Source organism: Streptomyces sp. NPDC042336 (assembly GCF_055581985.1).
The window spans coordinates 189,055-209,359 of record NZ_JBVJEA010000002.1; the positions used below are offsets into that span (position 1 = coordinate 189,055).

At 73.1% G+C, this 20,305-nt stretch carries 22 protein-coding genes and 1 pseudogene; 13 read left to right on the top strand and 10 right to left on the bottom strand.

What is annotated here, in order from left to right:
- Positions 1-8: 8 nt before the first annotated feature.
- Positions 9-851: a putative protein N(5)-glutamine methyltransferase gene (locus ACZ6IM_RS05850; protein ID WP_469554475.1), complete on the bottom strand. Its 843-nt coding sequence runs from the start codon at positions 849-851 to the stop codon at positions 9-11.
- Positions 852-1,200: 349 nt separating this feature from the next.
- On the opposite strand from ACZ6IM_RS05850, the gene ACZ6IM_RS05855 reads away from it, so the two are divergent.
- The 6 genes from ACZ6IM_RS05855 (at position 1,201) to ACZ6IM_RS05880 (ending at position 5,795) form a co-directional block, all read left to right on the top strand.
- Positions 1,201-1,608 (top strand): MarR family winged helix-turn-helix transcriptional regulator, encoded by a 408-nt coding sequence (locus ACZ6IM_RS05855; protein WP_469555234.1) that lies wholly within the window; start codon positions 1,201-1,203, stop codon positions 1,606-1,608.
- A gap of 90 nt (positions 1,609-1,698) precedes the next feature.
- Entirely contained in the window at positions 1,699-2,304 is a 606-nt protein-coding gene (locus ACZ6IM_RS05860; RefSeq protein WP_469554477.1) for a sulfite oxidase-like oxidoreductase, read from the top strand.
- On the top strand, positions 2,297-3,073 hold the full coding sequence (locus ACZ6IM_RS05865) for a ferredoxin reductase (RefSeq protein WP_469554479.1): 777 nt from the start codon (positions 2,297-2,299) through the stop codon (positions 3,071-3,073). The genes ACZ6IM_RS05860 and ACZ6IM_RS05865 overlap by 8 nt, the downstream gene beginning before the upstream one ends.
- Positions 3,074-3,224: 151 nt before the next feature.
- Positions 3,225-3,809, top strand: coding sequence for an Rv1733c family protein (locus ACZ6IM_RS05870; protein ID WP_469554481.1), 585 nt, complete (start codon positions 3,225-3,227; stop codon positions 3,807-3,809).
- A 116-nt stretch (positions 3,810-3,925) separates the two neighbouring features.
- Positions 3,926-4,894 (top strand): acetylxylan esterase, encoded by a 969-nt coding sequence (locus tag ACZ6IM_RS05875; RefSeq protein WP_469554482.1) that lies wholly within the window; start codon positions 3,926-3,928, stop codon positions 4,892-4,894.
- A gap of 124 nt (positions 4,895-5,018) precedes the next feature.
- On the top strand, positions 5,019-5,795 hold the full coding sequence (locus ACZ6IM_RS05880) for a GntR family transcriptional regulator (protein ID WP_469554484.1): 777 nt from the start codon (positions 5,019-5,021) through the stop codon (positions 5,793-5,795).
- A 9-nt stretch (positions 5,796-5,804) separates the two neighbouring features.
- Here ACZ6IM_RS05880 and ACZ6IM_RS05885 read toward each other — a convergent pair whose 3' ends face one another.
- A complete protein-coding gene (locus tag ACZ6IM_RS05885; protein WP_052837213.1) occupies positions 5,805-6,530 on the bottom strand; it encodes a class I SAM-dependent methyltransferase in 726 nt (241 codons plus the stop codon).
- A gap of 4 nt (positions 6,531-6,534) precedes the next feature.
- Positions 6,535-7,122, bottom strand: coding sequence for a PadR family transcriptional regulator (locus tag ACZ6IM_RS05890; protein ID WP_052837212.1), 588 nt, complete (start codon positions 7,120-7,122; stop codon positions 6,535-6,537).
- Between the two features lie 80 nt (positions 7,123-7,202).
- Between ACZ6IM_RS05890 and ACZ6IM_RS05895 the strand changes: the two genes are divergently transcribed.
- The 3 genes from ACZ6IM_RS05895 to ACZ6IM_RS05905 all read left to right on the top strand — a co-directional run bounded on the left by ACZ6IM_RS05895 (position 7,203) and on the right by ACZ6IM_RS05905 (position 10,466).
- Positions 7,203-7,616 (top strand): nuclear transport factor 2 family protein, encoded by a 414-nt coding sequence (locus ACZ6IM_RS05895; RefSeq protein ID WP_052837211.1) that lies wholly within the window; start codon positions 7,203-7,205, stop codon positions 7,614-7,616.
- 389 nt (positions 7,617-8,005) lie between these two features.
- Entirely contained in the window at positions 8,006-9,145 is a 1,140-nt protein-coding gene (gene rho / locus ACZ6IM_RS05900; protein WP_052837210.1) for a transcription termination factor Rho, read from the top strand.
- Between the two features lie 145 nt (positions 9,146-9,290).
- Positions 9,291-10,466 (top strand): D-alanyl-D-alanine carboxypeptidase family protein, encoded by a 1,176-nt coding sequence (locus ACZ6IM_RS05905; RefSeq protein WP_469554486.1) that lies wholly within the window; start codon positions 9,291-9,293, stop codon positions 10,464-10,466.
- A gap of 18 nt (positions 10,467-10,484) precedes the next feature.
- On the opposite strand, the gene ACZ6IM_RS05910 is transcribed toward ACZ6IM_RS05905, so the two are convergent.
- Positions 10,485-11,417 carry a glutaminase gene (locus tag ACZ6IM_RS05910; protein ID WP_052837208.1) on the bottom strand — a complete coding sequence of 311 codons (933 nt, stop codon included), beginning with the start codon at positions 11,415-11,417 and terminating at the stop codon, positions 10,485-10,487.
- 135 nt (positions 11,418-11,552) lie between these two features.
- On the opposite strand from ACZ6IM_RS05910, the gene ACZ6IM_RS05915 reads away from it, so the two are divergent.
- On the top strand, positions 11,553-12,611 hold the full coding sequence (locus tag ACZ6IM_RS05915) for a fatty acid desaturase family protein (protein ID WP_469554488.1): 1,059 nt from the start codon (positions 11,553-11,555) through the stop codon (positions 12,609-12,611).
- A 32-nt stretch (positions 12,612-12,643) separates the two neighbouring features.
- Here ACZ6IM_RS05915 and ACZ6IM_RS05920 read toward each other — a convergent pair whose 3' ends face one another.
- From ACZ6IM_RS05920 to ACZ6IM_RS05940, 5 genes and pseudogenes are all read right to left on the bottom strand, one after another.
- Entirely contained in the window at positions 12,644-13,480 is an 837-nt protein-coding gene (locus ACZ6IM_RS05920; protein ID WP_052837206.1) for an undecaprenyl-diphosphate phosphatase, read from the bottom strand.
- Between the two features lie 39 nt (positions 13,481-13,519).
- Positions 13,520-13,894: a fluoride efflux transporter CrcB gene (gene crcB, locus ACZ6IM_RS05925; protein ID WP_052837205.1), complete on the bottom strand. Its 375-nt coding sequence runs from the start codon at positions 13,892-13,894 to the stop codon at positions 13,520-13,522.
- Positions 13,891-14,235 (bottom strand): DUF190 domain-containing protein, encoded by a 345-nt coding sequence (locus ACZ6IM_RS05930; protein WP_469554491.1) that lies wholly within the window; start codon positions 14,233-14,235, stop codon positions 13,891-13,893. Before ACZ6IM_RS05930 ends, crcB (ACZ6IM_RS05925) begins: the two co-directional genes overlap by 4 nt.
- Complete coding sequence (gene crcB / locus ACZ6IM_RS05935) at positions 14,232-14,696, bottom strand: fluoride efflux transporter CrcB (protein ID WP_052837203.1); 465 nt, start codon at positions 14,694-14,696, stop codon at positions 14,232-14,234. The genes ACZ6IM_RS05930 and crcB (ACZ6IM_RS05935) overlap by 4 nt, the downstream gene beginning before the upstream one ends.
- Before the next feature lie 168 nt (positions 14,697-14,864).
- Positions 14,865-15,172: pseudogene (locus ACZ6IM_RS05940) on the bottom strand (ArsR family transcriptional regulator).
- A gap of 128 nt (positions 15,173-15,300) precedes the next feature.
- Here ACZ6IM_RS05940 and ACZ6IM_RS05945 point away from each other — a divergent pair.
- Positions 15,301-15,711: a MarR family winged helix-turn-helix transcriptional regulator gene (locus ACZ6IM_RS05945; protein ID WP_052837202.1), complete on the top strand. Its 411-nt coding sequence runs from the start codon at positions 15,301-15,303 to the stop codon at positions 15,709-15,711.
- Positions 15,712-15,745: 34 nt separating this feature from the next.
- Here ACZ6IM_RS05945 and ACZ6IM_RS05950 read toward each other — a convergent pair whose 3' ends face one another.
- The gene (locus ACZ6IM_RS05950) at positions 15,746-16,156 is read right to left on the bottom strand and encodes an SseB family protein (protein ID WP_052837201.1); all 411 of its coding nucleotides are present in this window, start codon (positions 16,154-16,156) and stop codon (positions 15,746-15,748) included.
- A 212-nt stretch (positions 16,157-16,368) separates the two neighbouring features.
- Between ACZ6IM_RS05950 and ACZ6IM_RS05955 the strand changes: the two genes are divergently transcribed.
- Together ACZ6IM_RS05955 and ACZ6IM_RS05960 are read left to right on the top strand one after the other, a co-directional pair.
- A complete protein-coding gene (locus ACZ6IM_RS05955) occupies positions 16,369-17,823 on the top strand; it encodes a glyceraldehyde-3-phosphate dehydrogenase (RefSeq protein WP_469554493.1) in 1,455 nt (484 codons plus the stop codon).
- A 181-nt stretch (positions 17,824-18,004) separates the two neighbouring features.
- Positions 18,005-20,302 carry a PI-PLC domain-containing protein gene (locus ACZ6IM_RS05960; protein WP_469554496.1) on the top strand — a complete coding sequence of 766 codons (2,298 nt, stop codon included), beginning with the start codon at positions 18,005-18,007 and terminating at the stop codon, positions 20,300-20,302.
- Positions 20,303-20,305: the final 3 nt, after the last annotated feature.

A 20,305-nucleotide genomic window follows, 5' to 3' on the forward strand; every position in this document is an offset into this window, starting at 1 on the left:
GGTGGCGGTCAGTCCCCGACGCCGATCACCACATGGGCGTACAGCTCCTCGCAGACCGCGAGGCGGGTCGTCAGACCGGCCCGGGTGAAGGCCTCGACGGCGTCGGGCGCCTGTCGCCGGCTCGTCTCGACCAGCAGGCAGCCGCCCGGGGCGAGCCAGCCGGGTGCCTCGGCCGCGACCCTGCGCAGCACGTCGAGGCCGTCGCTCCCGCCGTCGAGGGCGACCAGCGGTTCGTGCTCGCGGGCCTCGGCGGGCAGCAGAGCGACCTCGCCGGTGGGCACGTACGGCACGTTGGCCGCGAGGATGTCCACCCGGCCGCGCAGGGCGTCGGGCAGCGCGTCGAACAGGTCACCGGCGTACACCCGGCCGCCCGCGCCCGCGAGGTTGCCGCGGGCGCAGCGCACCGCGACCGGATCGACGTCGGCGGCGTGCACCTCGGGACGGTCGAGGGCGGCCGCCAGGGCCGCACCGACGGCCCCGGACCCGCAGCACAGGTCCACGACGACGTTCGCGTGCGGCGCATGGGCCAGGGCCGTCGCCACCAGGAACTCGGTCCGGCGGCGGGGCACGAAGACACCCGGGGCGACCGCGATGCGCAGGTCGCGGAACTCGGCCCAGCCCAGGACGAGTTCGAGGGGCAGACCGGTGACACGGCGGTCGACCAGCGCGGTGAGTTCCGCGGCGGAGCGGGCGGCGGTCAGGATGAGCGCGGCCTCGTCCTCGGCGAAGACGCAGCCGGCGGCGCGCAGCGCGGCCACGACGGCGTCAGGCGAGGGGAGAGCCGCCGAGAAGAGGGAGACGGGGGCAGAGGAGGAGGCGGGAGCGGGCGAGGCGGAGAAGGTGGGAGGCATGGGAGCCGAGAGCCTTTCGGGAACCGAAGGGCGCTCTCCCGGTCACTCGTTTCCGGTGACCGCACTGGCGTGAGGTGAGAGCACCCGGGCCGACACAGCGGTAATCGGTCTCACCTCCCAGTCGTCCGGCGGCCGGGGCGGTCCGCGGCCGACGGTCACACTACCCCAATGATCAGACGCCGCCGGCCCTCCGCAAGTAGTTGACTCGCGCAACCTTTCAGGCAAAGTTGTACTGTACAACGAGCAATGCGGAGGAGGAACCGTGCCGGCTGCCGAGACACCGGACGAGAGGACCGTCGTCCCCGGCGGGCGCCCCGCGGACGCGGCCGTGGAGACCATCCAGCGCGAGATGACGGTCTTCGCCCGCCGGGCCCGCGCCTCGGCGGGGCGCATGCACCCGGAGCTGTCGCTGGTCTCGTACACGCTGCTCGGCCATCTGGAGGAGCGGGACGGCCGCCGGGCCACGGACCTGGCCGCGCACTACGCGCTGGACAAGTCCACCGTCAGCCGCCAGGTGTCCGCGCTGGAGCGCGCCGGGCTGATCGAGCGGCGCGTCGACCCGGACGACCAGCGTGTCCAGGTCCTGCACCTGACGGAGTCCGGACGGGACGCCCTGGACCGGGTCACCGCACGCCGCAGGACCGCCTTCCGGGAGCGGCTCGCCGACTGGCCCGAGGAGGACCTGCTCCGCTTCGCCGCGTACCTGGAGCGGTACAACGCGTGGCCGGGCGCGGCCTCGGACGGGGAGCGGGACTGAGCGGCGCAAAGGGCACGTACGGTGGACGGGTACGCACTGATCACGCCGGCCGCGGGCAGCCCGCCCCGGCGGCCCGAAAGGCACCACCGCATGAACACCACCCGAGGCTTCACCGGGCGCCCGCGCGCCGCCCGGCCGGGGCTGCCGCCCGGCCAGTACGACGCGGGCGACGACTGGCCCGTGCTGTCCGCCGAGGTCACGCCCGAGATCGCGCCCGCCGACTGGACCTTCCGCGTGGGCGGTCTGGTGGCCGAGCCCCGCACCTGGGACCTGGCGCAGGCCCGCCTGCTGCCGTCGTCGGGGTACGCGGGCGACATCCACTGCGTCACCGGCTGGTCGAAGTTCGGGGTGCGGTTCGGGGGCGTGTCCCTGGACGCCTTCCTGGACGCGGCGGGCCCCCTGCCGTCGGCCACGCATGCGGTCGCCCACGCGCACACCGGCTACACCGCGAACCTGCCGCTCGCCGACCTCACCGGCACACGGGCCTGGATCGTGTGGGAGTACGGCGGAGAGCCGCTGGCCCCCGAGCACGGCGGCCCGGCACGGCTGATCGTGCCGCACCTGTACTTCTGGAAGAGCGTGAAGTGGATCGCGGGGCTCGAACTCCTCGACCACGACGAGCCGGGCTTCTGGGAGCGGAACGGCTACCACGCGCGCGGCAATCCCTGGGAGGAGCAGCGGTACTCCGGTGACTGAGACGGCCACGCACACGGCAGGGGGCTTCACTCCCCCGACACGGTTCGCCGTGCCCGGACGGATCGAGGTGAACGGCCGGGTGGCCGGGACGTGGCAGACGGCCACGCTCACCGAGATCCGCCGCGAGACGCCCCGCGCGTCGACCTTCCGCCTCGCCGTGCCCGGCTGGGCGGGCCACCTGCCCGGCCAGCACCTGATGCTGCGGCTCACCGCCGAGGACGGCTACCGGGCCCAGCGCCACTACTCCCTGGCGTCCGCCCCGGACGAGTCCGGGCACATCGAGCTGACCCTCGACCGGGTGCCCGACGGAGAGGTGTCCGGCTGGTTCCACACGGTGGCCCGGCCCGGCGACGAGATCGAGGTGCGCGGCCCGCTCAGCGGCTTCTTCGCCTGGCCGGGCGACCGGCCCGCCCTGCTGCTCGGCGCGGGATCCGGCGTCGTCCCGCTGATGTCGATGGTGCGGCACCACCGGGCGCGGGGGCTCACCGTGCCGCTGCGGCTCCTGGTGTCCGCGCGCGGGCCCGAGGAACTGATCTACGCCCGTGAGTACGGCGCGGAGACGACGCCCGTGTTCACCCGCACCGCGCCGGCCGGCACGCCCGTGGGCCGGCTGGCCTCCGCGCACCTGGCGCCGCTCCTGGCAGAGCCGCCCGCCGGCGGCTGGGAGGCGTACGTGTGCGGATCCAACGCGTTCGCGGAGCACGCGTCGCGGCTGCTGGTGGCGGCGGGACAGCCGGTGGACCGGATCCGGATCGAACGCTTCGGCTGAACCCGCCCGGATCGTGAGCGAGGCCCGCAGGACTGGGTACCAGTCCAGTGCGGGCACTCGCACACGTGGCGCGACACGAAGGCGCGGCGGCCCCCGCGCTCGACGGCCGTCCGTCCGCCCCTCCGGTCGCGGTGATCGCGGGGAGGTCGACATGCGAACCCGGGTACGCGGCTGGCGCTGGCGGCGCAATCGGCTGCGGCGCCGGTCGGACGTCGTGGAGGCGTGGACCACGGTGATCGTCGCCCTCCTGCTGTTCGTGGCCGCGCCGCTGCTGGGGGCCGCCACCGCGTGGTGGGGCTACGGGCAGGCGCGGTCGATCGTCGCGGAGCAGCGGGCCGAGCGGCACCACGTCCGTGCCACGGTCGTGGACCGGCAGTCCGCCACCCTGCCGACGAGTCAGCTGAGCGGGCAGCAGTCCTACCGTGCGACCGTCCACTGGAAGGCGTCGGACGGCACGGAGAAGAGCACCACGGCCCGGGTGCCGGCCGACACCCGGCACGGTGACAGGGTCGAGGTGTGGCTGGACTCCCGCGGCCAGAGCGTGCCCCCGCCGTCGGACGGTGCCGAGCTCTGGCAGCACAGCGCCACCGTCGGCTCGTTCACCACCATCGGGACGGCGCTCACGGTGCTGCTCGCGCACCGCGCCGTACGCGCGGTGGCGCTGCGCCGGCGCATGGCGGAGTGGGACCGCGACTGGGCGCTCACCGAGCCGCAGTGGACGCACCGCCGGGCCTGACGGCACCCTTGTCCGCGCACGTCGAGCACGGCCCGACCTGGCGTTTCCCCGAGGCGCTCACGTACCGTGTGATCACCCGTACGGTCTGACGCGTCTCCCCGCAAAGGCGGTTATCGATGGCCCTGTTCGACCTTCCGCTCGACGAACTCCGCGCCTACCGCAGCGCGTCGGCCGAGCCCGAGGACTTCGACGCGTTCTGGAGCAAGACGCTCGCCGAGACCCGCGAGCACGACCTGGACGCCCGCTTCGAACCGGTCGAGACGGGACTGTCCACGGTGCGGGTGTACGACGTGACGTTCGCCGGGTTCGGCGGTCACCCGGTGAAGGGCTGGCTGACCCTGCCGGCCGCGGCGGCCGAGCCGTTGCCGCTGGTGGTGGAGTTCGTCGGGTACGGCGGCGGGCGCGGGCTGCCGCACGAGCACCTGCTGTGGGCGTCCACCGGCCGGGCGCACTTCGTGATGGACACCCGCGGCCAGGGCAGCGCCTGGGGCGGCGGCGGCGGGACCCCCGACCCCGTCGGCGGCACGCCCGCGTACCCGGGCTTCATGACCCGCGGCCTGGACGCCCCGGAGAACTACTACTACCGCCGGGTCTTCACCGACGCCGTGCGCGCCGTCGAGGCGGCCCGCTCCCACCCGCTGACCGACCCGTCCCGCACGGTCGCGCTGGGCGCGAGCCAGGGCGGCGGCATCACGATCGCGGTGGGCGGACTCGTGCCGGACCTGGTCGCCGTCGCACCGGACGTGCCCTTCCTGTGCGACTTCCCGCGCGCGACCACGCTCACCGACCGGCACCCCTACCGCGAGGTCGGCCTGTACCTGAAGACGCACCGCGGCCGGACCGAGGACGCGCTGCGCACGCTGTCCTACTTCGACGGTGCGCACTTCGCCGCGCGGGGCCGGGCTCCGGCGCTGTTCTCGGCAGCCCTGGAGGACCAGACCTGCCCGCCGTCGACCGTTTTCGCCGCGTTCAACGCCTGGACGCACGAGGACAAGACGATCGAGGTGTACGACTTCAACGATCACGAGGGCGGCGGGCCGTACCAGGAGGCCGCCAAGCTGCGCTGGCTGAGCCGCCGGGCCTGAGGCACGTGGGTGGTGTTTCGGCCGAACCGGCGGACCGGTCTTCCCAGCTGGTTTAGACCAATGGTAATCCTGGTGGCGCACCGAGCCCGCACGGCTACCGTACGTCATCAACAGGAGGCGCGGCATGGCCCGCACCACCCCGCACGACCCGTCCCCCGTCGACCTGGCCCGCGTCGGCCCGCCGCCCGTCGCCACCCGGCCGCCCCTGTACCGGCGGGTGGCGGACCAGCTGCTCGGCGAGTTGCGCGACGGGACCGTCCCACCGGGTGAGCGGCTGCCCGGCGAGCGCCGGCTGGCGGAGCACTTCGGAGTCAGCCGGGAGACCGTACGGCAGGCGTTGGACGTGCTGCGCAGGGACGGTCTGCTCAGCACCGACCGGCGGGGCAGCCATGTCGCCCTGCCCGGGACGCCGGCCGGGAGCCCGGCACCCCTGGTCTTCCCGGTCGGCGCCCGGGCGGCGGAGCCCCGCGCCGGCGACCGCGCCACGGTGGTCTGGGGGGCGCCGCCGCCGGAGCACTCCGCGGCGCTGGGACTGGTGCCGGGCCGGCCGACCCTGATGCACCGCTACACGTCGGCGGCGGCCGGGGGCAACGGCAGGCGCACGGCCGTGACATCGTTTTCCGCCGTGGCGCTCGCCGAGGTCGAGGAACTGGCCCGCTACCGCGACCGTGCCGACGGGACCGCCTGCGCGCAGCTGCGGCGGGCCTACGACTGGATGCGCCGGGCGGGCCTGACGCTGCACCACCGGGACACCATCACGCTCCAGCCCGACATCGCGTCGGTCCGGGTCGTGCGGCGGGTGCACGACCAGTACGCGCGGCCGCTGGAGATCACCGACCTCCTGGTGGACACCCGGCAGGACGCCCTGGTCTACGAGTTCACCCTGCCGGCGGCCGGCTGACCCGGCGCCCTACGGGAGCCGCCGGGCCACGACCAGCCGCACCCGCGGGCTGCCGTCGGGGCGGCGTCCGAACTCCGGCAGGGCGTGCAGGTCCGTCCGGAAGCCGGCCCGTGACAGTTCGCGGCCCACGCCCCCGAGCCGGAACGTCCGGTAGTACATGACGAACGGCGGCCGCCACAGCGCGTTGCGCACCCGCATCGCGGCGTCGAAGCCGAGCAGCGTCCAGTATCCCGGGGAGCCGGGCCGGGGCGGGGCGACGACCGGGAAGGCGAAGCAGCCGTCCGGCCGCAGCACGGAGCGCACCTGGCCGAACAGGCCCGGCAGTTCGCGGGGCAGGAAGTGTCCGAACGCCCCGAAGCTCACCACGAGGTCGAAGGCGGGGCCGAACGGCAGGGCGCGGGCGTCCGCGCGCACCCAGGAGACCGCCGGGCCGGGCGGCAGGGTGCGCCCGCGCGCGACCTCCAGCATCCCGGCGCTGAAGTCCACCCCGGTCACGCCCCGTTCGCACACCCGGGCCAGCACGTCCAGGCCCGCGCCGGTGCCGCAGCACAGGTCGAGTCCGGTGGTGAAGGGGCCCAGCGGCTCCAGCGCGCGGGCCACGGCGTCCAGCACCCGGTCCGGCGTCCGGTACGGGGTGTGGTCGAACTTCGGGGCGAGCAGGTCGTAGCCGCGCTCGACCGACGACAGCGCCTGGACGGCGAGTTCGCGCAGGGTGGGGCCTTCGGGGCTGAACATCCGGTCAGCCTAAGGGCTGTCCTGCGGGCCCCGCGGGAGCGCGGCGCTCGGCGAGCACGGTGAGCACGTGGTCGCACCAGCGGGCGTTCTCCCGCTCGAACGCGATCCCGGCCGCCAGGGTCAGGTAGGGCCCGACACGGTCGGCCTCCCGGAGGTGCTCCTCCTCGGTGCGGCCGTCCAGGAGGCGTTCCCGCACCCGCTCGTAGCGGGCGAGCTTGCCCAGCGCCCAGGCCCTGCGCTCCTCGACCAGCGCGCGCACCGCCGCCGGGTCGACGCCGTCCAGGGCCTGCATCTTGATCAGGAACTCGTCGCGGACGGCGGTGGGTCGCCGGGTCGGCTCGGCGGCGAAGGCGCCCAACTGCTCCCGGCCCGCTCCGGTGAGCGAGAACAGCCGCTTGGTGGGCCGGCGTTCCTGCTGCACGGTCCGGGCCTCGATGAGTCCGTCGCCCGCGAGGCGCTCCAGCTCCCGGTAGAGCTGCTGCGGCGTGGCGGGCCAGAAGTTGGCGAGCGACACGTCGAACACCTTGGACAGCTCGTAGCCCGAGGCCTCGCCCTCCAGCAGGGCGGCCAGGACGGCGTACTTGAGAGACATGTCGACACGCTAGCAAGCACGGACCACCACGACTACTCTACTCCACACCTATTCAAATAGTTCAGTATGAAGGAGTGGCGATGCGGGCATTCCGCGCGGCGGTCGAGGCACACGACATGGACGCCGTCGAAGCACTGCTGGCCGACGACGTGGTGTTCTCCAGCCCCGTCGTCTTCAAGCCCTACCACGGCAAGGCGATCACGGCGGCGATCCTGCGCGCGGTCGAGCGCGTCTTCGAGGACTTCCGCTACGAACGCGTCATCGGCGAGGCGGACGGCCGCGACCACGCACTGGTCTTCGCGGCGCGCGTGGGCGACCGTGAGATCGGCGGCTGCGACTTCCTGCACCTGGACGCGTCCGGCCGGATCGACGAACTGACGGTGATGGTGCGCCCGCTGTCGGGGGCGCAGGCCCTTCAGGCCGCGATGGCCGCGCAGTTCGAACGGATCGCGCAGGAGGCAGCGAAGGCCCCTCGGGCACGTTCGGGCGGCTGAGCCCGGCAGGGGCACATCGCGGAACGGAAGACGGAGAGCGCGAGACGGAACAGGTTGCGCGCCGGCCACGCTGGAGAGGGTGGGACGTCACCCCTCCCGCCCCACCACCGCCCACGGCGCACGGTCCCGTGGTAGGGTGCAGTCAGCACTTGTGTACGCCCCTCCAGATATCGGGGCGCCGGTGCCAGTTTCCCCTCGGTTCGCGGACCCGCCCGTCCTGGTGCGACCGGCGTGTCCGCTTCTCAGCACAACCTCGTGAGCAGGGACTTCATCCCCGCCGTGTCCGAGGTGCTGTTCCTCGCCGTCCGGAGGCGTGTCGTCCGACCCCTCGCGCGGCTTCCCCCCTTCCCTCCGCATGTCCCATGCCCGTGTCCTCGAAAGGACCGAACATGACCACCACACTCGAACACCCCCCTGTGCAGCAGTCCCCGACCGAGATCGCGAGCGGTGTCCTCGACATCGAAGCGGGCGGGAAGGGCCGCCTACGGGGCAGGAACCTCCAGCCCGAACCCTCCGACCCCGCCCTCTCCCCCGCGCTGATCCGCCGGCACGGGCTGCGCAAGGGCGACCTCGTCGAGGGGGTGTGCGGCGACCGGCACGCCCTGACCGACGTCGTCCGCGTCAACGGCCGTACGCCCGACCGGCGGGGCGCGCGGCGGCACTTCGCCGACCTGACCCCGCTGCACCCGCACGAGCGGCTGCGGCTCGAACACCCGGCGGCCGGCCTCACCGGACGCGTCACCGATCTGCTCGCTCCGGTCGGCAAGGGCCAGCGCGGCCTGATCGTGGCTCCGCCGAAGACCGGCAAGACCGTCCTCCTCCAGCAGATCGCCGCCGCGGTGGCGGGCAACCACCCCGAGTCCCGGCTGATGGTGGTGCTGCTCGACGAACGCCCCGAGGAGGTCACCGACATGCGGCGCTCGGTGCGCGGCGAGGTGTACTCCTCGACCTTCGACCAGAGCGCCAAGCAGCACATCGCGCTCGCCGAGCTGGTGATCGAGCGGGCCAAGCGGCTCGTCGAGGCCGGGGAGGACGTCGTCATCCTCCTCGACTCCCTCACCCGGCTGTGCAGGGCGCACAACAACGCCGCCTCCTCCGGTGGCCGCACGCTCAGCGGCGGCGTCGACGCCGGGGCGCTGCTGGGTCCCAAGCGATTCTTCGGCGCGGCCCGCAAGGCGGAGGAGGGCGGCTCCCTCACCATCCTCGCCACCGCGCTGGTGGAGACCGGCTCGCGTGCCGACGACTTCTACTTCGAGGAGCTCAAGAGCACCGGCAACATGGAACTGCGGCTGAGCCGGGAGCCGGCCTCCCGCCGGGTCTTCCCGGCCGTCGAACCGGTCGGCTCGGGCACCCGGCGCGAGGAGCTCCTGCTCTCCGCCGCCGAGGCGAACGCCGTGCGCGGGCTGCGGCGGGCCCTGGGGACCCGGGACGGGCTGTCCGGCCTGGAGACCCTGCTGGAGCGGCTGCGCCGGACGCCGGACAACGCCACGTTCCTGCGGCAGGTGCAGCCGACGCTGCCCGCCGACTGACGCTTCCGCCGAGGTGTTCTCCCCCTCCCGCCGAGGTCACCGACAGGCACGGGCCGTCGGCCTCCGCTACGGCATCCGGGTGCTTGCGCGGCGGACCCGGCCCGGTCAGCGTGGCGGTGCGGGGGGCCGTTCCTACGTTTGCGGTATGACTATCGGATTCTCATCCCGGGCGGCGCGATCCACCTGCATGCTCTGCGTGGCAGGACTGCTGACGCTCGCGCCGGCCGCCGCGGCCGCCCGTGCGGAGCGGCCGGACCCCGGCCCGACCGACGGCGCCCCGGCGGCCCGGACGTCGCCGCTGTACCGCTCCGGCACCCAGGTCCGGCCGCATCCCGGAGCGCCCCGGGTTCCCGATGTCTCCGCCCTGTCCTGGGTCGTGGCCGACGCCGGGACGGGCGACGTGCTGGCGGCGGACGACGCGCACCGCAGGCTGCCGCCGGCCAGCACCCTCAAGACGCTGTTCGCCCTCACCGTGCTGCCCGCCCTGCCGGGCGGCATCCGCCACGAGGTCGGCGCCGAGGACCTGTCCGGCATCGGGCCGGGCAGCAGCCTGGTCGGCGTCGTCGAGGGCCAGACGTACCGGGTCTCCGACCTGTGGAACGGCGTCTTCCTGAACTCCGGGAACGACGCCGTGCACGTCCTCGCCTCGCTCACCGGCGGCTGGAGCGCCACGGCGGCCCGGATGCAGGCCCGGGCCCGGGCGCTGGGCGCCCTCGACACCCACGTCAGCTCGCCCGACGGCTACGACGCCCCGGGCCAGGTCTCGTCGGCGTACGACCTGGCCGTCTTCGGCCGGGAGGGACTGCGCCGTCCCGACTTCGCGCGGTACTGCGCCAAGGTCGACGCGAGTTTCCCCGGCCGCGACGGGAGCTCGTACGGGATCATGAACACCAACCGGCTGCTCACCGGGGCCGACGGCGTGAAGCCGTACCCGGGGCTGATCGGGGTCAAGAACGGCTACACCAGCAACGCCGGGAACACGCTCATCGCCGCCGCCCGCCGCGACGGAAGGACTCTGGTCGTCACGGTGATGAACCCTCAGGAGGGCGGCGGCCACGCCGTGTACGAGGAGGCCCGCGCGCTGCTCGACTGGGGCTTCGAGGCGGACGGGGAGGTCGACCCGGTGGGATCGCTGGCCCACGAGGGCGTCCGGGCCCGGCAGGGGCCCCAGGCCGTACCCGCGGCGGCGACCGCGGCGGAACCGGCCGAGGACGGTCCGGGCTGGCCGGAGACCGGCGCGATCCTGGGCGTGGCGGCGCTCGGCGCGGGCGTCACGGCGCTCGCCCTGCGGCTCAAGATCGTCCGGGACGACGGCAGTTGACGGGAGCGTCGCACACGTTCAGAACACCGACAGCCCCGTCAGCGTCGTGAAGCGGTCCAGGGCCGCCACTCCGGCCACCGAGTTGCCCCGCTCGTCCAGGCCGGGGCTCCACACGCACAGCGTGCAGTGCCCCGGCACGACCGCGATGATGCCGCCGCCGACCCCGCTCTTGCCCGGCAGGCCCACCCGGTGGGCGAAGTCGCCGGCCGCGTCGTAGGTCCCGCAGGTCAGCATGACCGCGTTGATCTGCTTGGCCCGGCTGCGGCTGAGCAGCCGGGTGCCGTCGGCCCGGATCCCGTGCCGGGCCAGGAACCCGGTCGCCAGGGCGAGGTCGGCGCAGGACGCGGTGACGGAGCACTGGCGGAAGTACTGTTCGAGGAGCACCGGCACGGGGTTGTCGATGTTCCCGTACGACGCCATGAAGTGCGCCAGCGCGGCGTTCCGGTCGCCGTGCGCGGCCTCGGAGGCGGCGACCTCCTCGTCGTGGGTGAGGTCCGGGTTGCCGCTCTCCGCGCGCAGGAAGGCGAGCAGTTCGCCGGCCGCGTCACCGGTGCGGGTGTGCAGCCGGTCGGTGACGACGAGGGCACCCGCGTTGATGAACGGGTTGCGCGGGATGCCGTTCTCGTACTCCAGCTGCACCAGGGAGTTGAACGGGTTGCCGGACGGCTCGCGGCCCACGTGCTCCCACAGGGCGTCGCCCTCCCTGGCCAGGTCGAGGGCGAGGGTGAAGACCTTGGTGATGGACTGCGCGGAGAACGGCTCCCGCCAGTCCCCCACCCCGTAGACCGTGCCGTCCGGTTCGGCGACGGCCATGCCGAAGCGGCGCGGGTCGCGGGCGGCGAGCGCGGGGATGTAGTCGGCGGGCCGGCCGCTGCCCGGGGTCCGTTCGATCTCCTCGGCGATGCGTTCCAGGACCGGCCGGAAGGTCGTCGGTGTGCTCATGATCGCCATTCTCCCTCCGGGCCGGTCCGGGCGGCACGGGGCTCACGGCGGGTGGACCCCCGCTGAGGGGTGGTGCTGGCCTCACCCCCGTTTCGGGGGCGGACGCCATTCTGCGGCCGGGCGGCCGTTCACATACTCGAGTACATGGTCGAATCAACGGTGCTCGTCGAGAGCCTGCCCACACCCGCACAGGAAAAGGGACGCGAGAAGGGGAGCGACTTCTCCGAACTCTCCCGGCGCATGGCCGACGCGGGGCTGCTCCGGCGCCGCCCGCTGTACTACACGGTCCGTTTCGGCGCCGTCGCCCTCGCGCTCGCCGGCGGTGTCGCCGCGTTCGTCTCCCTGGGGGACAGCTGGGGCCAGCTGTTCGTCGCGGTGGCGCTCGCCGTCGTCTTCGGACAGCTCGGGCTGGCGGCCCACGACCTCGCCCACCGGCAGGTCTTCTCGCGCCGCCGCCCCAGCGAGACGGGCGGCCTGCTGACGGCCAACCTGCTGCTCGGCATGAGCTACGGCTGGTGGATGAACAAGCACACCCGCCACCACGCGAACCCGAACCACGAGGAGAAGGACCCGGACGTCTCCCCCGACATCCTGGTGTGGTCCCGGGGTCAGGCTGCCCGGGCGACCGGGCTGCCGCGGTTCGTCGGCAAGCACCAGGCCGCCCTGTTCTTCCCGCTGCTGACGCTGGAGGGCCTCAACCTGAGCTTCAACAGCTTCAAGGCCCTGGGCAGCCGGGCCGTGAAGCGGCCGGTTCTGGAGGGCACGCTGCTCGTCACCCACTTCGCCCTGTACTTCGGCGGCCTGTTCACCGTCCTCTCCCCGGGCAAGGCGCTCGTCTTCCTCGCCGTGCACCAGGGCCTGTTCGGGATCTACCTGGGCTCGGTCTTCGCGCCCAACCACAAGGGCATGCCGATGATCGAGGAGGGCATGCGGCTGGACTTCCTGCGCCGCCAGGTCCTGACCTCCCGCAACGTGCGGGGCGGCGGGCTCGTCGACGCCTTCATGGGCGGTCTCAACTACCAGATCGAGCACCACCTCTTCCCCAGCATGCCGACCCCCGCCCTCGGCCGCGCCCAGGCCATCACCGAGGCGTACTGCGCCGAGCTGGGCGTGCCGTACCACCAGACGGGGCTGCTGGCCTCGCACCGCGAGGCCCTGCGGCACATGAGGAGCGTCGGGGAGCCGCTGCGCGAGGCCCGCTGAACGGCAGGCGGCGGGCCGCCGGCGCTCGGCGGTCAGCTGTGCAGCACTCCCGCGCCGAGCAGACCGAACAGCAGGACGCCGACCGCGATCCGGTAGATCACGAACGCGTTGAAGGAGTGCTTGGCGACGAACTTCAGCAGCCAGGCGATGGAGGCGTAGGCCACCACGAAGGAGACCAGGGTGCCGACCGCCAGGGGCGCGGCGCCCGCTCCCGTGCCCAGGGCGTCCTTAAGCTCGTACAGGCCCGCCCCGGTCAGGGCGGGAATGCCGAGGAAGAAGGACAGCCGGGTGGCGGCGACCCGGTCGAGGTCGAGCAGCAGGGCGGTGGACATGGTGGCGCCCGAGCGGGAGAAGCCCGGGAAGAGCAGGGCGAGGATCTGGGAGCCGCCGACCAGCATCGCGTCCTTGAAGGACGTGTCGTCCTCGCCCCGCTTGTGCCGGCCGGTGCGGTCGGCCCACCACATCACACCGCTGCCGACGATCAGGGAGCCCGCGACCACCCACAGCGAGGCGAGGGGGCCCTTGATCAGGGGCTTGGCGGCCAGGCCGACGAGCACGATCGGGACGGTGGCGAAGATGACCCACCAGGCGAACTTGTAGTCGTGGTGGTACCGCTCCTCGCGGTCGCGCAGCCCGCGCGCCCAGGCGGAGACGATCCGCGCGATGTCCTTGGAGAAGTAGACGAGCACGGCGGCGATCGCGCCGACCTGGATGACCGCGGAGAAGCCGATGACGGCGTCGTCGTCGACCGGGATGCCCATCAGCCCCTCGACGATCTTGAGATGTCCGGTGGAGGAGACGGGCAGGAACTCGGTCACCCCCTCGACGGCTCCGAGGACGACGGCCTGACCGATGCTGATGGCGCTCATGGCATCCAGTTCCTACTACACCAAGCTGTGTGCCCGGCGTCAGGTCCAGAGCGCGTCGGCCAGCGTCACCCCCGCGAACGCCGCCGCGAGGCCGGCCGCCACACTGCCCGCCACGTTCACGGCGGCCTGCAGCCGCGCGCCGGTCTCGGTCAGCCGGAGGGTCTCGTAGGAGAAGGTCGAGTAGGTCGTGAGGGCGCCGCACAGCCCGGTCCCCAGCAGCAGCCGCGCCCCGGAGCCGGCCGCTCCGGCCAGGGCGGCGCCGGTCAGCAGGCCGAGGACCAGGCTGCCGAGCACGTTCACCGTGAAGGTGCCCCAGGGGAAGACGGAGTCGTGCCGGGACTGCACGGCCCGGTCGGTGAGGTAGCGCAGCGGCGCGCCGACCATGCCGCCCACGACGACCAGCAGCCAGTTCACGAAGGCCTCCGGCCCTCGTACCTGACGACCTCGCACGGGTCGAGGGTGACCGGGCCCTCGGTGACGAGTTCGTCGAGCAGCGGCAGGAAGTCCCGGACCCGCTCCTCGGTGTCGACGACGACCACGGCCACCGGGAGGTCCTCGCTCAGGGACAGCAGCCTGGTGGTGTGGATCAGCGACGAGGCGCCGAAGCCCTCGACGCCGCGGAAGACGCTGGCACCCGCCAGCCCCGCCGCGTGGGCGCGGTGGACGATCTCCGAGTACAGGGGGCGGTGGTGCCAGGTGTCGTTCTCGCCGACGAAGACGGTCAGGCGCAGGGCGCTGCCGGTCAGTCTCGTCATGACTGCCTCCACTTCAGGACCAGGCGGGCCGCCCATGCGGCGAGCCACACCGCCGTGAGTGCCGCGAGCGGGGTCGCGGCGAGGTAGGCCAGGCCGGTGGGGACCCGGCCGTCGGCGAACAGGGAGCGGCTGTCGACCGCGTAGGTGGAGAACGTGGTGAAGCCGCCGAGCACGCCGGTGCCGAAGAAGGGCCGGACCAGGCGGTGGGCGGCCCGGATCTCGGTGATGACCACCATGAACACCCCGATCACGGCACAGCCGGTGACGTTGACCCCGAAGGTCGTCCATGGGAAGCCCCCGCTCTGCGTCGGCCACCACAGGGAGGCCGCGTAGCGGGCGGCGGCGCCGGTGCCGCCGCCGAGGGCCACGACCGCGACGACCGGTGCCTGGGTACGCCACCCGGACCGTGTCGGGGCGGTGGCCCGGATCCCGCCGGGACGCCCGGTCCTCGGGACTGTCATGGTCGTGCGTCTCCTACTCGCCGGGCAGGGGGGTGCCCCCGTGCGCAAGTCAAGTAGGGACCGTTGGCGGCGCCTGAGCCGCGGTTCGGGTACGGCGGGCCCCACCGCCGCGCCGCGCCCCTGCGGGCCGCGGCCGGTGCTCAGCGTAACGCCGGGGCGGCATCCGGGTCATCCGGGAGGGGACCCGCCCTGCCAGCCCTTCTCGAACATCCGTGCCACCTCGGCGATCCGCACCTCGTCGCGCCGGTAGTACGTGCGGCGCCGGACCCTCCTGGCCCGGAGCAGGCCGACGGCGGCGAGGAGGCCCAGGTGGGCTCGGCCACCCGGCGCGGCACCCCGAGCTTCGCGGCCACGGGACCCGCGTGGACGCCGTGCTCGACGGGGTCGACGTGACGCTGCGGCGGAAAGTGCGCGGCCGGGTCCTCCAGCCACTCCAGGATGTCGAGACGCGTGCCGTGCACGGGGGTCCTGAGCATCTCGTCCTCCCTCCGCGCGAGCCCGGCCCTGCCGTTGCCCTCCACCTTCCCGCAGCCGGGGCCCGTTCTCCGCCGACCGGGCCATTTGCACATTCAACCAATATCGCTCGCGGTGCTACCGTTCACACATGGGAGCCAGGACGGCCGGTGCGCGGCTCGAGGAACGGTGGCGGGACATCCTGTCGCTGCACGCGCGCACGGTGTGCGAGATCGACCGGGCACTGCACCCGTACGGCCTGGGCGCGAGCGACTTCGAGGTGCTCGACCTCCTCGTGGCCGAGGGGCCCGAGGCCGGCGACCGGTGCCGGGTGCAGAACCTGGTCGGCCGGGTCCACCTGAGCCAGAGCGCGCTGTCCCGGCTGATCGCCAGGCTGGAGAAGGACGGGCTGGTGCAGCGCTCGATGTGCGCGGAGGACCGGCGCGGCGTGTACGTCACGCTGACCCCCAGGGGCCGGGACCTGCACGCCGAGATACTGCCGCTGCAGCGGGCCGCGCTGGCCCGCACGCTCGGCGACGACGACGAGGGCCCCCGCCCCTGACGGGAAGCGGAGGCCCTCGCCACCGGCCTCGCTCCTAGGGGCGGGCCAGCAGGGTGCGGACGCCGTCCGACGTGAGGGTGAGGCGGTGCTCCGAGCCGGCGTCGATGGACAGCGACAGGTCGTCGGCAGGCCACTGCGCGGCGAGGGCGCCCAGCGGCACCATGCGGTAGCGGGAGACGTACGGCAGCAGGTCGGCCATCTCCAGCTCCGAGGTGAACACGGGCACCACCTGGCGGCCGCCCTGCTGTTCCAGGACCGGCAGCGCCAGCATGCCCGGGTCGGCGGCGTCCTGGTCGTTCGCGTCGTCGGGCACCGGCACGAGGACGTCGCTGCTCGCGAGTGTGTCGAGCGCCGACGTGTTGTCGGCGGCCTCGGGGGCCTCGGCCAGCGTGTCCAGCGCCCGCTGGGCGGGCGTGACGGGGTGGTCGTTCGCGGGTGTCTCCATGGCAGATTCCCTGGTAGCGGCGGTGTTGCGGCCCACGCGGACGATCGGCGCGGACACGGTCCAGCCTCGCGTACCCGGTACGTCCACGGCGCAATCCTGTTCGAGACGCACTCCCGGTTGCGTACTCATCTGATCGGCCGGGGGCCCACTTGATCGATCATCAACGCGGTGGGGTTAGCATATGAGCGCCGCCTAGCTCGAAAGATAGAGACGTGACTGTCAACGACGACTCGTTCACCAACTGGAAGCACCGCGAAGAGACCGCGGAATCGATGATCCCGATGATCGGGAAGCTGCACCGGGAGCAGGACGTCACGATCCTGCTGCACAGCCGTTCCCTGGTGAACAAGTCGGTGGTCAGCATCCTCAAGACCCACCGCTTCGCCCGCCAGATCGCCGGGGCGGAGCTGTCGGTCACCGAGACGATGCCCTTCCTGCGGGCACTCACCACGCTCGACCTCGGGCCCTCGCAGATCGACATCGGCATGCTCGCCGCGACCTACCGGACCGACGACCGGGGTCTGTCGGTCGAGGAGTTCACGGCCGAGGCCGTCGCCGGGGCCACCGGCGCCAACAAGATCGACCGGCGCGAGGGGCGCGACGTCGTCCTGTACGGCTTCGGCCGCATCGGCCGCCTCGTCGCCCGGCTGCTCATCGAGAAGGCCGGCTCGGGCAACGGCCTGCGCCTGCGCGCCATCGTCGTCCGCGGTGGGGGCGACCGGGCAGCCGAGGACATCGTCAAGCGGGCCTCGCTGCTGCGCCGCGACTCCGTGCACGGCCAGTTCCAGGGCACGATCACCGTCGACGAGGACAACAGCACGATCCTCGCCAACGGCAACGCCATCAGGGTGATCTACGCGGACGACCCGTCCCAGGCCGACTACACGGCGTACGGCATCAAGGACGCCATCCTCATCGACAACACCGGCAAGTGGCGCGACCGCGAGGGCCTGTCGAAGCACCTGCGTCCGGGCATCGACAAGGTCGTGCTGACCGCGCCGGGCAAGGGCGACGTCCCCAACATCGTCCACGGCGTCAACCACGACACCGTCAAGCCGGACGAGCGGATCCTGTCCTGCGCGTCCTGCACCACCAACGCGATCGTCCCGCCCCTGAAGGCGATGGAGGACGAGTACGGCGTGCTGCGCGGTCACGTGGAGACGGTGCACTCCTTCACCAACGACCAGAACCTGCTGGACAACTACCACAAGTCGGACCGCCGCGGCCGCAGCGCGCCGCTGAACATGGTCATCACGGAGACCGGCGCCGCCTCCGCCGTCGCCAAGGCGCTGCCCGACCTGAAGGCGCGGATCACCGGCAGCTCGATCCGGGTGCCCGTGCCTGACGTGTCGATCGCGATCCTCAACCTCCAGCTGGCCCGGGAGGCGAGCCGCGAAGAGGTCGTGGACCACCTGCGCGAGGTGTCGCTGACCTCGCCGCTCAAGCGCCAGATCGACTTCATCAGCGCGCCCGACGCCGTCTCCAGCGACTTCATCGGCTCGCGCCACGCCTCGATCGTGGACGCCGGCGCGCTGAAGGTCGAGGGCGACAACGCGATCCTCTACCTCTGGTACGACAACGAGTTCGGCTACTCCTGCCAGGTCGTCCGCGTCGTGCAGCACGTCTCCGGGGTGGAGTACCCGACGTACCCGGCTCCGGCGGCCTGATCGGGTCCCGTTGCCGGTTCCGGGTGCCGGAGGGTCCGTGAGGAGCCGTACCCGCCGCCGGAAGGCGGACGGCGTGCGCAGGCCGACACGTATCGGCCGGCCCGGGGCGGGGCATGCGTGTGAGGGCACGCCCCTCCCGACGCCGTGCGGCACGGCGGCCGGCTGACACGAGAATGGGTCCATGAACGCACTGGTCCGGCACCCGCGCTGGGTCGAGGTGCTGGTCTGGTGCGTGGCGGTGCTGAGCCTGACCGTCCTGGCCGCGGCGGCCGTCGTCCGCAGTACGGTGCTGGACCCCGGGTTCTACGGTCAGGTGCTGGAGGACGAGCGCGCCTACCAGCGCTTCTACGACGAGGTGCTGGTGGACCCGGGCAGTACGCCGTTCACCAGCGACCTGCTGGAGCGGCTGCCCGTTCCGCAGTCGACCATCACCTCGAACCTCAAGGTGGTGATCCCGCCGGAGACGCTGCGGACCATGGGCGACGGGCAGATCGCGGAGATGGTCCACTACCTGGAGGGCGACTCCGACCGGCTGCGGATCACGGTCGATCTGGAGCCGGTCGTCGCGAACGTCGAACGGCTCAGCCAGGCGTACTTCGGTGACGCCGTCGCCGCGCTGCAGAAGCGGTCCGAGCCCGATTTCCAGGCCTTCGTGCAACGCGTGTCGGAACTGGTGGCGCGGGTGGTGGCCGGCGAGGCGCCGCTGGAGGAGCTGCCGACGCTGCCGCTCTCCCACGGCCAGGCGGTCGCGGCCACGGACGCCCTGATGCGGCTGGTGCCGGACGGCGCGGCGCAGGACGCGGTCAGATCCACCGTCCTGACGGCGCTGGACCGGGGCGACGTGGCCTCGGCCCTGGCCGCGATCGCCCCGGTCGCCCTGACCGACCAGGTCCGGGACGCCGCCGAGGAGTTGTTGCGGGAGGCGAGGCAGGGCACCTGGGTCGTCACCGTCGACGTCGAGCCCGGGACCGAGGCGCTGGCCCCGCTGGACCGCGCCCGCCACGTCACCCGGCTCTTCCAGGACGTGGTGGAACCGGCGGCGGCCGTGCTGTGCGCCGCCGCGCTCACCCTGCTGTGGTTCCTGACGCCGTCGCCCGCCAAGCGGCGGCTGATTCCGCTGGGCTGGGTGCCGGCGGCCGCCGCCGCTCTCCTGGCGCTCACCGTGCTCGTGCTGCGGCTCACGCTGGGCGACACACTGTTCGGCACCCCCACGTCGTGGCCGCCGGCGGCCACGGGGCTGCTCGCCGACGTCCAGGCCGCCGCGCTCGACCGGCTGCTGACCACCGCCGTCGTCGTCGCGGTGATCCTGCTCGCCGCGGGCGCCCTGCTGATCACCGTCGGCTGGGTCTGGCAGACCCGGCCCAGCGTGCCGGTCCTCACCGATCCGCGGCACGTCCCGGCGCTGACCTTCACCGTCACCGCCGTCGCCCTCGTCGGGACGATGCTGGCGCCGGTGGCGATCACCGGTTCCTCCCCGCGGATCTGCCAGGGCAGCGCCGAGCTGTGCGACGCCCGTTACGACGAGATCGCCCAGCTCGCGTCGCACAACGCGATGGCGACGACGGCCGACCGGTTCATCGGCCCCCTCCAGGACCCGGACATCGTCGGCCAGCTGGGCGCCGGGTCGCGGGTCCTGCTGCTCGACACCCACCGCTGGGAGCGGCCCGAGGAGGTGGCGGAGCGGTTGAGCACCTCCGACTTCTCCCCCGCCGAACGCCGTCGGCTGACCACCATCCTGAAACGGGTGAACCCGCCCCACCCCGGCCTGTGGCTGTGCCACTCGGTGTGCGGCGCCGGCGCCCTCGAACTGGAGCCGACACTGCGGCAGATCGGTGAGTGGCTGCGCGACAACCCCACGGAGGTCGTCACACTGATCCTCCAGGACGGCGTGGACGCGGCGACGACCCAGGACGCCTTCGTCCGGGCCGGGCTGTCGGATCTGCTCTATGAGCCGGAACCGGACCCGGACCGTCCGTGGCCGAAGCTCGGGGACATGATCGACAGCGGTCGGCGGCTGGTCGTCTTCGCGGAGAAGGCGGACGGGCCCGCGCCGTGGTACCGGAACCTCTACCGGTACGGCATGGAGACGCCCTTCGCCTTCCGCAGCCCGGACGAGATGTCCTGCCTGCCCAACCGGGGCGGTTCGGACAAGCGGCTGTTCCTGCTGAACCACTTCGTCACGGCGGGCGGCGGGCTGCGGCTCGACGCCGGGGTCGTCAACTCCCGGCAGCGGGTGCTGGAGCGGGCGCACACCTGTGAACGGCAGCGCGGCAGACCGGTCAACTTCATCGCGGTGGACTACGCGACGATCGGCGACGCGATCGGAGCGGTGAACGAACTCAACGCCGAACGCCTGGAGGACGACACGCGCGTCCCCGTCGATCGCACCCCCGGCCGGCTCCCGGGCGCGGCGGAAGCCCGGCGGCGCGGTGGTGTTCCGCGCCGCCGGGCGGTCTCCCCCCGACCGGCTCCTGCCTGACCG